Genomic DNA, 11,578 nt, shown 5'->3' on the forward strand with positions numbered 1-11,578 from the left:
CCCGCGCCCGGCTAGGTTGAGCCGATGGGCTTCGAGGAGATCGCCGACCGCGTCTGGGTCTCACGGCGCGCGTGGTGCGACGTCAACGTCACGGTGGTGCGCGGTGAGCGCGGCCTGGTGGTGGTCGACACGCACGGGTCGCTGGCCTCGGGCCGCGCGCTGGTCGACGAAGTCCGTGCGCTCGGCCGGGGCGAGGTGGTGGCCGTCGTGACCACCCACGACCACTACGACCACGCCTTCGGCACCGGGGCGTTCCTCGAGGCCTGGGGCCCCCTGCCCGTGCACGCCCACGAGACGGCCGCCGCTCTGCTCACCGAGACCGCCCGGCGCGGCACGGGCGACTACCGCGGCGAGCACGCCGAGGAGGTCCACGCGACCGAGGTGGTCGTGCCCGACCACGTGTTCTCCTCCGCCGCGGTGCTGGACCTGGGCGACCGCGCCCTCGAGCTGGTCCACCCCGGGCGCGGTCACACCGCGGGCGACCTCGTGGTGCGGGTGCCCGACGCCGACGTGCTGCTGGCCGGCGACCTCGTCGAGGAGGCGCCGCCCGCCGGTGCCGGGGACGATGCGGTGCCGGCGTACGGCGCCGACTCGTTCCCGCTGGAGTGGCCCTGGAGCCTCGACGTCGTGCTGTCGCTGACCACCGCTCGCTCGGTGGTCGTGCCCGGCCACGGGTCGCCGGTCGACCGCGACTTCGTCGAGGTCCAGCGCAACGAGATCGGGCTGGTGGCCACCGAGATCCGCGACCTGGTGGCCCGCGGCGTGCCCGAGGCCGAGGCCCTGGCCACGGGGTCGTGGCCCTACCCCGCCGCGACCCTCGCCGACGCGGTCGCCCGCGGCTACTCCCAGCTGCCGCGCACCCCGCGCTGGCTCCCCCTCGTCTGACCCGCTCCCCGGTCCCAACCCGTCACCACCCCGCCGGGCGGTCGACCGCCCGCCCGCCCGCGCACTAGCGTCGCCCCATGAGCGAGACCCCCGACGAGCCCACGACCGGCATCTCCGACGACCAGCTGCCCGAGGACCTCGTGCCCGGCGACGACAACCCCCTCGCGGAGGGCCTGCCCGCCGGCGAGGACGCCGGCGACCTCCTCCACGACGGTAAGCCGGCCGCGGAGTCCGACGGCGGCGACGACGGTGAGGAACCCGACACCCAGCACTGACCGGCGCGCCGGGCCGGCTCGCGGCGGCGGGCGTCCTAGCCTGCTGCGATGAGTGATCGGTACGGCGGCGACGTGCTCTCCGGCGACTGGCGCGCCCCGAAGCGGGGCCGCGCGGTCGAGGCGCCCGCGGAGCTCGGAGCGGTGGTCGAGGAGGTCACCACCGACTGGGTGGGTGAGATCGTCGCGGTCGACCGGGACCTGCACACGCTGACGCTGGAGGACCGCCGCAGCAGGCGCCGCACCTTCCCCCTGGGCCCCGGCTTCCTGCTGGAGGGGCGCCCCGTCATCCTCGTGGCCCCGGCCCGCCCGGGTGCCCCCGTCGCCCCGACGCGCACCGCGTCGGGCTCGGTGGCCGTGCCGGGGGCGAAGGCCCGCGTCGCGCGGCAGAGCAGGATCTTCGTCGAGGGCCGCCACGACGCGGAGCTGGTGGAGAAGGTCTGGGGCGACGACCTGCGCATCGAGGGGGTCGTCGTGGAGTTCCTCGGCGGCGTCGACGACCTCGCCGACCATCTGGTCGACTTCAGGCCCGGGCCGCAGCGGCGCGTGGGCGTGCTGGTCGACCACCTGGTGCCGGGGTCGAAGGAGAGCCGCATCGCCCAGGGCATCGCGCGCTCGGCGGTGGGCAAGCACGTCCTGATCGTCGGCCACCCCTTCATCGACGTCTGGCAGGCCGTGAAGCCCGACCGCCTGGGGCTGGCGGCCTGGCCGACGATCCCCCGCTCGGTGGAGTGGAAGAAGGGCGTGTGCCAGCACCTCGGCTGGCCGCACCGCGACCAGGCCGACATCGCGCGCGCCTGGAAGCACATCCTGGGCAAGGTGGCCTCCTACGACGACCTGGAGCCGGCCCTGCTCGGTAGGGTCGAGGAGCTGATCGACTTCGTCACGGTCGACTGACCGCGACCGGCACCAGGAGGCCCCATGTCCCAGCCGCCCTTCGGCCAACCGCCCTACGGCCAGCAGCCCTACGGCCAGACCCCCTACGGCCAGACCCCGGGGCCCGACGGCCTGACCCCCGACGAGCGCACCTGGGGCGGCGCGGCGCACTGGTCGGCCCTCGTCGCGGCCTTCGTGGCGCTGTCGTTCCTCGGCCCGCTGCTCGTGCTGCTCCTCAAGGGCGGCACCTCGCCCTACGTGCGACAGCAGTCGGTCGAGAGCCTCAACTTCCAGCTCTCCATCCTCATCTACGGCGTCGTGTCGCTCGTGCTCGCCCTGGCGCTGGTGGGCTTCCTGCTGCTGCCGGTGGTGGGGCTGGTCTGGCTGGTGTTCACCGTCATCGGCTCGGTGCGCTCGGCGCGCGGCGAGCTCTACCGCTACCCGCTGACCATCCGCATGGTCAGCTGAGCAGGTCGCGCACCACGCCGTCGGCGACGAGGCGCGCCGCGTCCTCGAGCACGACCCGGTCGCCCTCGACCCGCACGAGGCCCCGCGAGCGCAGCCCCGGCACGGCGGCGGCGCCGGCGTCGTCGAGCACGTCGAGCGGGAGGCCCTCGCGCAGCCGCAGCTCCAACAGCACCCGCTCGACGCGACGGTCCTCCGGTGAGAGCACCTCGCGCGCGTGCGCCGGGCTCAGCCCGGCGCCGATCCGCTCGGCGTAGGCGACGGGGTGCTTGACGTTCCACCACCGCACGCCCCCCACGTGGGAGTGGGCGCCGGGACCGACGCCCCACCAGTCGGCTCCGGTCCAGTAGAGCTCGTTGTGGCGGCAGCGGTGGGCTCCGCTGGCCGGCATGCCCCGGGCCCAGTTCGACACCTCGTACCACCCCAGCCCGGCCGCGACCAGCCGCTCGTCGACGAGGGCGTACTTGTCGGCCAGGTCGTCCTCGTCGGGCATCGGCAGCTCGCCCCGGCGCACCCGGCGGGCCAGGGCGGTGCCGTCCTCGACGATGAGCGAGTACGCCGAGACGTGGTCGGGCTCGCAGGCCAGGGCCGCGTCGACCGAGGTGGCCCAGTCCTCCAGGCTCTCCCCGGGGGTGCCGTAGATCAGGTCGAGGCTGACCCGCTCGAAGCCGGCCTCGCGGGCCCACGCGACCGCCGCCGGCACGCGGCGGGGGTCGTGGGTGCGGTCGAGCACCCGCAGCACGTGGCCCACCTGCGACTGCATGCCGAAGGAGACGCGGTTGAGGCCCAGCTCGCGCAGCCGAGCCAGGTCGGCGGCGTCGACGCTGTCGGGGTTGGACTCGGTGGTGATCTCGGCGTCGGGGGCCAGCCCGAACTCCTCGGCGACCGCCTCCACCACCGCCCCGAGGTCGTCGGGGTCGAGCAGCGTGGGGGTGCCGCCGCCGAAGAAGACCGTCGACACGGGCAGGTCGACCTCGCCGAGGACCCGTCGCGCCTGCCGGACCTCGGCCACCGCCGCGGCGGCGTACGTCGAGCGCGAGGCCCCCGGGGCGCCCCCGGCGGGGCCGAGCTCCTCGGCGGTGTAGGTGTTGAAGTCGCAGTAGCCGCAGCGCACGGCGCAGAAGGGCACGTGGACGTAGAGGCCGAACGGGCGCCGGCCCAGACCGGCCAGGGCGGCCTCGGGCAGGGACCCGTCGGCGGGGACGGGATCGCCGTCGGGCAGGGCGGAGGGCATCTGGCCATCCTCCCACCCGGGGCCCGGGCGGCTCGGCGGCGGCTCGGACCCGGACGGCTCAGATGGGGACGTTGAGGGTCAGGGTGTAGCCCTCGGCCACCGACCCGGTCGCCTTCGCCAGCTGCAGCGAGTAGCCGTCGGCGAAGACGTTGTCGCTGTCGAGGCTGGTCTGGGCCATGTTCGTGACGCTCTGCTCGTAGCCCTCGGCCTCGGCGTAGACGGCGTCGGCGACGTCCTGGGGGATGGCCAGCTGGCTGGTGCGCAGCTTGTTGGAGGCGCTCGTGGCGTCCTCGAGGCTGGGGTAGACCTCGAAGTGCACGTGGGGCCAGCGACCCGAGTAGGCGGCGGGGAAGATGGTGGTGAACTCCACCCAGCCCTTCTCGTCGGTCTCCTGGACCCCGCGCAGGTAGTTCTCCTCCGCGATGGACTCCGAGTACATCGAGTACTCCCCGTCGCGGTCGCAGTGCCACACGTAGACCGCCGCCCCCGACAGCACCTCGGCCTCGTCGCCGGTGAGGTCGTAGACCTTGAGGCGCAGCGTCGTGGGCACCCCCTCGGCCACGCCCGAGGCGGAGCCGAAGCTGCGGGTGATGTCGGAGCGCACCACCCCCGACTCCGTCAGCACGTTGACGCCGTTGGACCCGTCGCCGGGGTAGGGACCGGCGGTCTCCTCGGGGATCTCGCCCTCGGCGACCTCCACCTCGGACCCGGCGGGCGCCGCGCCGCCGGGCCCGCCCTCCGGCGGGGTGCCGCCCGCGGTGCCGCCACCGGTGCCGCTCGTCGAGTCGGCGTCGGCGGAGCACGCCGCGAGCGCCGTGGCCGCGCCCACGCCACCCACCGCAGCGAGGAAGCGGCGCCGCCCGAGACGGTTGCGCTCCACGATCCGGGGCAGGTCGTGGCTCAGGCCCAGGTCGTGGTCCTCGAGGTCGCCCTGGTGGTCATGGTGGTGGTCGTGGCGCTGGTGCGGGGTCATGGCTCTCCTCGGAAGACGGAAACGGGTGCCGGCGGTCTCCCGCCGGCACCCATTCGAGTCGTCCTGCCTGTGCGCCCCCTGTGGGGAGCCTGCGCTCAGGAGTAGAAGGAGGCGATCCTCTCGGAGTTGTTGCTCTCCACCACGTTGCGCTTGACCTTCATCGAGGGGGTGAGCTCGCCGGACTCGATGGTCAGGTCGTGGTCGAGCAGGTCCCACTTCTTGATGGTCTCCCAGCGGTTGAGCCGCTCGTTGAGCTGGTCGACGTAGCCCCCGACCATCGCGCGGACCTTCTCCGAGCGCACGATGTCGGTGTAGGAGGCGCCCGACATCCCGTTCTCCTCGGCCCACGTCGCCATCGCGTCGGGGTCGAGGGTGATGAGGGCGACCACGAAGTTGCGCTCGTTGCCGAAGACGAGGAACTGGCTGGCGTAGGGGCACAGCGCCTTGAACTTGGCCTCGATGGCCGAGGGGGCGATGTACTTGCCGCCCGAGGTCTTGAAGAGGTCCTTGATCCGGCCGGTGATGGTGAGGAAGCCCTCGGCGTCGAGGCTGCCCTTGTCGCCCGTGCGCAGCCAGCCGTCCTCGGTGAACGCCTTGGCGGTCTCCTCGGGCAGGTTGTGGTAGCCGGCCATGATGTGGGGGCCGCGGATCTGGATCTCGTCGCCCTCCCCGATGCGGATCTCGCTGCCGGGCATGGCCTTGCCGACGCTGCCGATGCGGTAGTCGTCGGGGTGGTTGACCGCCGCGCCCGCGGAGTTCTCCGTCAGGCCGTAGCCCTCGAGGATGAGGATGCCGGCGGCGTGGAAGAAGTCGGCGATCTCGGAGTTGAGGGCGGCGGAGCCGGAGATGAAGAACTTCACGCGGCCGCCGAAGCGCTCGCGGACCTTGCTGTAGACCAGCTTGTCGAAGAGGCCGTGCTGCACCCGCAGCGCCAGCGGGACCGACTTTCCCTCGCGCTTGAGGCGGTCGACGGTCGTGCCGACCTCGAAGGCCTTGGTGAAGATCTTCTCCTTCGCGCCACCCTCCGCGGCCTGCATGGTGACGATGCGGGCGTGGGCCTTCTCGAAGATGCGGGGGGCCGCACCCATGAAGGTCGGCTTGACGACGCCGAGGTTGTCGACGATGCGGTCGACGCGACCGTCGATGGCGGTGGCGAACCCGCAGGCGAGCTGGGCCGAGAGCAGCACCTTGCCGAAGGAGTGGGCCATCGGCAGCCACAGGAACTGCAGGTCGGTCTCGTCGAGGATCCCCTGCTCCTTGATGAGCGCACCCTGGTAGACCCAGCCGCGGTGCAGCAGGCGCACGCCCTTGGGGCGCCCGGTCGTGCCCGAGGTGTAGATCAGCGTGGCCAGCTGGTCGGCCGGGATCGCCTCGGCGGTGCGCCGGATGACGTCGGGGTGCTCGGCGAGGTAGGCGTCGCCGCGGGCGGCGAGCTGGTCCATGCTGAGCACGCCCTCGCCGTCGGCGGCACCGTCGAAGGTCACGACCGTGCCGAGGGCCGGGAGCTCGCCGCGGTGCTCGGCGATCTTGGCCAGCTGCTCGTCGTCCTCGGCGAAGACGACGCGGCACTCGGCGTCGCTGAGGATGTACGCCGTGTCCTCGCTGTTGGTCGTGGGGTAGACGGTCGTGGTCGCACCGGCCGCGAGCATGATCGCGAGGTCGGCCAGGACCCACTCGTAGCGCGTGCTCGAGGCGATGCCGACGCGCTGCTCGGGCTCGATGCCCAGCGAGAGCAGGCCGGCGGCGAGCCGGGAGACCAGCTCGCCGGTCTGGCGCCAGGTCACCGACTCCCAGGCCTCGCCGACCGGGAACCGGTAGGCCTCGCTGTCGGGCGAGGTGGCCACCCGGTCGAGGAACAGCAGGGCGACGTTGGGTGTGAGGTGATCGACGAAGCCGGGGTCGATGGTGGCGGGCATTGACGCTCTCCTGCGGTGGACGACGACAGTGCCCGTAACCTACGTCACGTCGTGACCCGTCAGTAACCGGATCCCCCCAGGCGGTCCGTGTCGGGCCAGGCTTTACCTGGGAGGCGCGCCCCCGGCGACCCAGCGCTCGGCGGCGAGCCGCGCCTCCGGCACCAGGTCGGGCACCTCGAGCAGGCGGGGCAGCAGCGACCGGTCGAGGTGGACGGCCCGGAACATCAGCGCGACGGTCACACCGTGCCCGGGCCGGTGGCGCACCCGCACCTCGTCGCCGGCGGCCAGCGCCCCCTCCCCCAGCACCCTGAGGTACGCGCCGGGGCGGGCCCGCTCGGTGAAGCGCCGCAGCCAGGCCTCGGCGGGCAGTCCGCAGTGGTCCATCCAGCCGCTCAGGGTGCGGCACGGGGTGCGGGGCGAGCGCACCTCCAGGACGACCTCCCCCACCTCCCAGCGCTCGCCGATCTCGCAGTCGTCGACGTCGAGCCCGCTCAGCGTGAGGTTCTCCCCCAGCTGTCCGTCGGGCAGGTCGTGGCCCAGCTCCGCGGCCCAGTCGTCCAGCGCCTCGCGGGCGTAGGCGTAGACGGCCTTGTCGGGCCCTCCGTGGTGGCGACGGTTCGACACCTCGTCGCCCACCAGGCCCGCCACCGTCGCCCGCACCGGCCCCCGGACCGGGGACTTGTCGATGGAGGTGCGCCCCGTGGTCGCCCACGACGCCGCACGGGGACGACCCACGTTGACCGACCGCACCACCGCCACGTCGCCATCGTGCCAGCCCGCGGTCCGGCACCCGGCGCCACACCGTGTGACACGTCACGCACCCCGGTGGTTTGGACCGGGCCCACCGGGATAGGTTGAGTGGTGTCATACCGGGGGGTATCAGTTACATGCGTCTTCACATGGACGACGTCGTGCCAGGACTGGCCAGCGTCACACCATTGCTCATCGCCGCCGACCTGCTGGCCGTCACGGGTGCCAGCCTCGTCGTCGCCGACTCCGTCACGCTCGTCACCGTGCTGTGCGCCGCCGTCGGCGGCGCCGTGGTCAGCCGGGGTCTCAGCCTCCAGCGCTCGCGACTCGTGCTGTCGGTGCTGGAGGACCTGCCGGCCCTGTGCCTGACCGCGATCGCCGCCACGCTCCTGCTGCTGGCCACCAGCGGCCTCGACGTGGGCGACGGCGGATCGGTGCTCGGCCCGGTCGCGGCCTTCGCGGCCACGACGCTCGGCCTGCTGGCGACCCTGCGCGGGGTGGCGTACACGCTCGTGCGGGCCGGGCGCCGGCGCGGTGTGCTCTCGCACCCCGTCGTCATCGTCGGCACCGACGGCGTGGCCCGGCGCCTCGCGGCGGCCCTGCTCGCCGACCGCAGCCTCGGGCTGCACCCCGTGGGGTTCGTCGACGACGACGTCGAGACCGCCCTCGACCTGCCCGTGCCCCTGCTCGGCGCGCTCGGCGACCTGCCCCACGCGATGCGGGCCCTCGACGTCAACGACGTCATCTTCGCCTTCGGCAACGCGCCCGACGAGCGGGCGCTGGCCCTGGTGCGCTACTGCCAGAGCCAGGACCACCAGGTCTTCGTGGTGCCGCGCTTCTACGAGATGATGGGCCTCGACCGCCCCAGCCGCATCGAGGTCGTGCGCGACGTCGCCGTCGTGCGGCTGCGTCGCTGGCGGGTGCGGCCCCACGCCCTGCTCGTCAAGCGGTGCTTCGACGCCACCCTGTCGGCGGCCGCCCTGGCCGCCCTGGCCCCCCTCATGCTCGGCATCGCGCTCGCGGTCCGGCTCGAGACCGGGCCGGGCGTCATCTTCCGCCAGGTGCGCGTGGGCCGCGGCGGTCGCACCTTCGAGCTGATGAAGTTCCGCTCGATGAAGCCCGCCGACCCCTCCGAGAGCGCGACGGCGTGGAACATCGACAACGACCACCGCATCGGCCCGGTCGGCCGGTTCCTGCGCCGCACCGGTCTCGACGAGCTGCCGCAGCTGGTCAACATCCTGCGCGGTGACATGAGCCTGGTCGGCCCGCGCCCCGAGCGGCCCTACTTCGTCGAGCAGTTCTCCCGCGAGACCCGGGGCTACGGCCACCGTCACCGGGTGCCGATGGGCCTGACCGGCTGGGCGCAGGTCAACGACCTGCGGGGCGACACCTCCATCGACGACCGGGTGCGGGCCGACAACTACTACATCGAGAACTGGTCGCTGTGGGGCGACGTCAAGATCGTGGTGCGCACCGCACGCACGCTCGTGCGACCCCAGCCCGCGGCCACGCCGGCCTCGGTCGGCCCCACGACCGCCGACCACGGGACGGGGGACGACCGGGCCGCCGAGGTCACCGTCGACCCGGCCGTCGTACGTCGCATCGACGGCGCGCAGCGACCGCCCACCGGGCAGCGGGGCTCCGAGGGGTCGCCCGAGTCGGTGCGTCGCGGCGCCTGACCCGGCACCGACGGGCCGTCGGGCTCCCGCTCAGGCGCGGTTGCGCGACGCCATCAGGCTCAGCGACAGGCGGGCCACGCGCCGGGCGGCCTCGGCGGCGTCGCGCCCGGCGCTGACGTGGTCGTAGCCCGCCCACCCCTCGTCGTCGGCCCGCGCGGGGTCGAGGAGTCGCTCGACGAGAGCCGCGGCGAGGGCGTCCGGGTCGCCGGGCGGCACGAGGGCCCCCACACCGTCGACCACGCCCTCGGCGATCCCCGGCACGTCGGTGGCCACGACGCTGCGTCCGCTCGCCATCGCCTCGAGCGGCGCGAGGGCCATGCCCTCGTAGCGCGAGGGCACGGTCACGACGTCGGCCGCCGAGAGCCAGTCGGGCACGTCGACGCGGGCGCCGACGAAGACGACCCCGCCGAGGCCGCTGGCACGCCGGCGCAGGTCGGCCTCGTCGGGCCCGGCGCCGACGAGCACCAGCTGGGCACCCGGCACGGCCTCGAGGACCGACGTCCAGGCGTCGAGCAGCCCGTCCTGGCCCTTCTGGTGGCTCAGCCGCCCCACGCACACGACCGTCGGGGCCTCGCGCAGGCCCAGGCGCGCACGCGCCTCGACCCGGTCCTCGGGGCTGGTGGGGCCGAAGCGTCGCAGGTCGACCCCGTTGGGCACGACGGTCACCTCGGCGCGCACGCCCGCCGCCTCGCCCACGAGCCGCTCCCCCTCGCCGACGCACACGACCTGGTCGGTCCACCGCACGGCGAAGCGCTCCCACCGCAGCGCCAGCCGGCTCGACGTGCCGGACCCGGCCTGGAAGGACCAGGCGTGGGGCTGGAAGACGGTGGGCACGCGCCGTCGCACCGCCAGCCGACCGGCCAGGCCGGCCTTCGAGCTGTGCAGGTGCACCAGGTCGGGACCGAGCCTGGTGACCAGCGCGGACAGACGGGCGGTCTCCTCCAGGGTCGCGACGCCGGGCTCGCGACCGGCGCGCCACCACGCCACCTCGGCGCCGGCCTCGCGGGCCGCGTAGCCCAGCCAGCCCTCCGAGGGGCAGGCCACGCTCACCCGCCAGCCCCGGGCCAGCTGCTCGCGCACGTAGCCCAGCAGCACCTCGGCCGTGCCCTCGCTCGTCGGCACGCTGACGTGCAGCACGTGCGGACGGCCCGGCGTGGCCCCGACGGGGGCGGTCGCGGCGCTCAGAGCGCCACCGCCTCGGCGCGGTGCCCGACGAGCACGGTGCCAGCCAGGCGCACGCCGGCCACGACGAACCGGTCGGCGTAGGCGGCCAGCGCCTCGGGACTGATGACGCCCTCCACGACCCCGAGCAGCAGCGAGCCGCCCGCGGACATGACGAGCGCGTCGTCGCGCTCCTCCAGCGAGGGGGCGATGACCACCACGACGTCGAAGGCGCGGGTCAGGGCCTCCGCCAGCGCCCCGAACCTCCGCTCGAGCAGGTCGCCCGGCTCGGCGCCCGCGTCGGAGGCGGGCGCGCGACCAGGGGGCAGCACGCTGAGGCCGTCGACGGGGCCGGGGCTGACCGCTCGCTCCCAGGGCGTGCCGCGCAGCACGTCGTGGAGACCGGGGGTGTCGGGCTCCTCGGGCAGGGGCTCGTCGGCGGGGGTCGCGAGCCGCCCGTCGAGGAGCAGCACCCGGCGACCGGCCGAGGCCAGGGAGATGGCCAGGTTGGCGCCGAGCCAGGCGTTGACGTCGCCCGTCGTCACCCCCGTGACGACGACCAGGCGCGGCGGGTGCGCCCGCTGCGAGGCCTCCAGCGACAGGCGCAGGCGGCGGAAGACGTCGGCGGCCGGCGTGCCGGTGAACATGGCCTGCAGGGTCGGCGACCGGGGTGGGGCCACGTGGGCGAGCACGGGGGCGCGCAGCGCCGCCTCGACGCCCTGGGCGTCCTTGACCGTGTAGGTCCGGCGGTCGCGGGCCAGGGCCGAGACCACCGCGAGCACCAGGCTCAGCAGCACGCCGACGCCGATGGCGAGCGGGAGGTCGGGGCTGGAGTAGGTCGCCGGCTCGACCGCGGGGTCGACGTCGGTGAACTCGAAGGCCCCGGTGGGGTCGCTCTGCTGCAGCGTGAAGGACGCGGCGTTGGCCAGGCCCGCCGCGTCGCGGGCCGACGGGTCGGCGACGGTGATCTCGATCAGCTGGGTGCCCTCGACCCAGCGTGCGTCGACCTCGTCGAGCAGCTCCCCCACCGACCGGTCGACCCCGGCGCGCGTGGCGGCCTGACGCAGCACCTCGGGCGTCGTGGCGGTCTCGGCCAGGGTCGCGCGCAAGTCGTCGAGCTCGGCCGGGGCGGGCGCTCCGGGCGCCGGGGCGGCCGACACCGTCGCGGTCGCGGTGTAGGTCTTGGTCGAGGACCACACCCCCACCGCGACGCCGATCGCCGTGACCACCACCACCACGGCCACCAGCAGACGCTGGCGCCACAGGGCGGCCCCCATGTCTCGCAGCTCCATGCCCACGCTCTCCGCGGTCGGTCCTGCCCGACCGTCCTCACCCGTGGCCAGGAGATCTTCCCGGCCCCGCACGCC

At 74.3% G+C, this 11,578-nt stretch carries 11 protein-coding genes; 5 read left to right on the forward strand and 6 right to left on the reverse strand.

Translation table 11 applies throughout. The features are described from left to right. Positions 1 to 24 precede the first annotated feature (24 nt). The 4 genes from M3673_RS09960 to M3673_RS09975 all read left to right on the forward strand — a co-directional run bounded on the left by M3673_RS09960 (position 25) and on the right by M3673_RS09975 (position 2,501). Positions 25 to 885 carry an MBL fold metallo-hydrolase gene (locus tag M3673_RS09960; protein WP_251533343.1) on the forward strand — a complete coding sequence of 287 codons (861 nt, stop codon included), beginning with the start codon at positions 25 to 27 and terminating at the stop codon, positions 883 to 885. Between the two features lie 77 nt (positions 886 to 962). Further along, the gene (locus M3673_RS09965) at positions 963 to 1,160 is read left to right on the forward strand and encodes a hypothetical protein (RefSeq protein ID WP_251533345.1); all 198 of its coding nucleotides are present in this window, start codon (positions 963 to 965) and stop codon (positions 1,158 to 1,160) included. A gap of 48 nt (positions 1,161 to 1,208) precedes the next feature. Beyond that, positions 1,209 to 2,054 carry a DUF3097 domain-containing protein gene (locus tag M3673_RS09970; protein WP_228942564.1) on the forward strand — a complete coding sequence of 282 codons (846 nt, stop codon included), beginning with the start codon at positions 1,209 to 1,211 and terminating at the stop codon, positions 2,052 to 2,054. A 24-nt stretch (positions 2,055 to 2,078) separates the two neighbouring features. Continuing rightward, positions 2,079 to 2,501: a DUF4870 domain-containing protein gene (locus M3673_RS09975; RefSeq protein ID WP_082500244.1), complete on the forward strand. Its 423-nt coding sequence runs from the start codon at positions 2,079 to 2,081 to the stop codon at positions 2,499 to 2,501. Here the strand turns inward: M3673_RS09975 and hemW are convergent. From hemW to M3673_RS09995, 4 genes are all read right to left on the reverse strand, one after another. Beyond that, positions 2,494 to 3,732, reverse strand: a complete 1,239-nt coding sequence (gene hemW / locus M3673_RS09980; RefSeq protein ID WP_251533352.1) for a radical SAM family heme chaperone HemW — start codon at positions 3,730 to 3,732, stop codon at positions 2,494 to 2,496. The genes M3673_RS09975 and hemW overlap by 8 nt on opposite strands. Before the next feature lie 58 nt (positions 3,733 to 3,790). Beyond that, positions 3,791 to 4,705 carry a 3,4-dioxygenase subunit beta gene (locus M3673_RS09985; RefSeq protein ID WP_251533355.1) on the reverse strand — a complete coding sequence of 305 codons (915 nt, stop codon included), beginning with the start codon at positions 4,703 to 4,705 and terminating at the stop codon, positions 3,791 to 3,793. A gap of 95 nt (positions 4,706 to 4,800) precedes the next feature. Then, positions 4,801 to 6,621 (reverse strand): long-chain fatty acid--CoA ligase, encoded by a 1,821-nt coding sequence (locus M3673_RS09990; RefSeq protein ID WP_056864197.1) that lies wholly within the window; start codon positions 6,619 to 6,621, stop codon positions 4,801 to 4,803. 102 nt (positions 6,622 to 6,723) lie between these two features. After that, complete coding sequence (locus tag M3673_RS09995) at positions 6,724 to 7,380, reverse strand: MOSC domain-containing protein (RefSeq protein ID WP_251533357.1); 657 nt, start codon at positions 7,378 to 7,380, stop codon at positions 6,724 to 6,726. Between the two features lie 128 nt (positions 7,381 to 7,508). On the opposite strand from M3673_RS09995, the gene M3673_RS10000 reads away from it, so the two are divergent. Next, complete coding sequence (locus tag M3673_RS10000) at positions 7,509 to 9,050, forward strand: sugar transferase (RefSeq protein ID WP_251533359.1); 1,542 nt, start codon at positions 7,509 to 7,511, stop codon at positions 9,048 to 9,050. A gap of 30 nt (positions 9,051 to 9,080) precedes the next feature. Here the strand turns inward: M3673_RS10000 and M3673_RS10005 are convergent, their stop codons facing one another. Continuing rightward, entirely contained in the window at positions 9,081 to 10,187 is a 1,107-nt protein-coding gene (locus tag M3673_RS10005) for a glycosyltransferase (RefSeq protein ID WP_251533360.1), read from the reverse strand. A gap of 44 nt (positions 10,188 to 10,231) precedes the next feature. Continuing rightward, the gene (locus tag M3673_RS10010; RefSeq protein WP_251533362.1) at positions 10,232 to 11,503 is read right to left on the reverse strand and encodes a hypothetical protein; all 1,272 of its coding nucleotides are present in this window, start codon (positions 11,501 to 11,503) and stop codon (positions 10,232 to 10,234) included. Between the last annotated feature and the right edge of the window lie 75 nt (positions 11,504 to 11,578).

It is taken from the genome of Nocardioides sp. P86 (genome assembly GCF_023712465.1).
GTDB lineage: Bacteria > Actinomycetota > Actinomycetes > Propionibacteriales > Nocardioidaceae > Nocardioides > Nocardioides kribbensis.

Coding starts and splice junctions, on each gene's coding strand:
- M3673_RS09960 (WP_251533343.1), top strand. CDS start 25: ATGGGCTTCGAGGAGATCGCCGACCGCGTCTGGGTCTCACGGCGCGCG.
- M3673_RS09965 (WP_251533345.1), top strand. CDS start 963: ATGAGCGAGACCCCCGACGAGCCCACGACCGGCATCTCCGACGACCAG.
- M3673_RS09970 (WP_228942564.1), top strand. CDS start 1,209: ATGAGTGATCGGTACGGCGGCGACGTGCTCTCCGGCGACTGGCGCGCC.
- M3673_RS09975 (WP_082500244.1), top strand. CDS start 2,079: ATGTCCCAGCCGCCCTTCGGCCAACCGCCCTACGGCCAGCAGCCCTAC.
- hemW (WP_251533352.1), bottom strand. CDS start 3,732: ATGCCCTCCGCCCTGCCCGACGGCGATCCCGTCCCCGCCGACGGGTCC.
- M3673_RS09985 (WP_251533355.1), bottom strand. CDS start 4,705: ATGACCCCGCACCAGCGCCACGACCACCACCATGACCACCAGGGCGAC.
- M3673_RS09990 (WP_056864197.1), bottom strand. CDS start 6,621: ATGCCCGCCACCATCGACCCCGGCTTCGTCGATCACCTCACACCCAAC.
- M3673_RS10000 (WP_251533359.1), top strand. CDS start 7,509: ATGCGTCTTCACATGGACGACGTCGTGCCAGGACTGGCCAGCGTCACA.
- M3673_RS10010 (WP_251533362.1), bottom strand. CDS start 11,503: ATGGAGCTGCGAGACATGGGGGCCGCCCTGTGGCGCCAGCGTCTGCTG.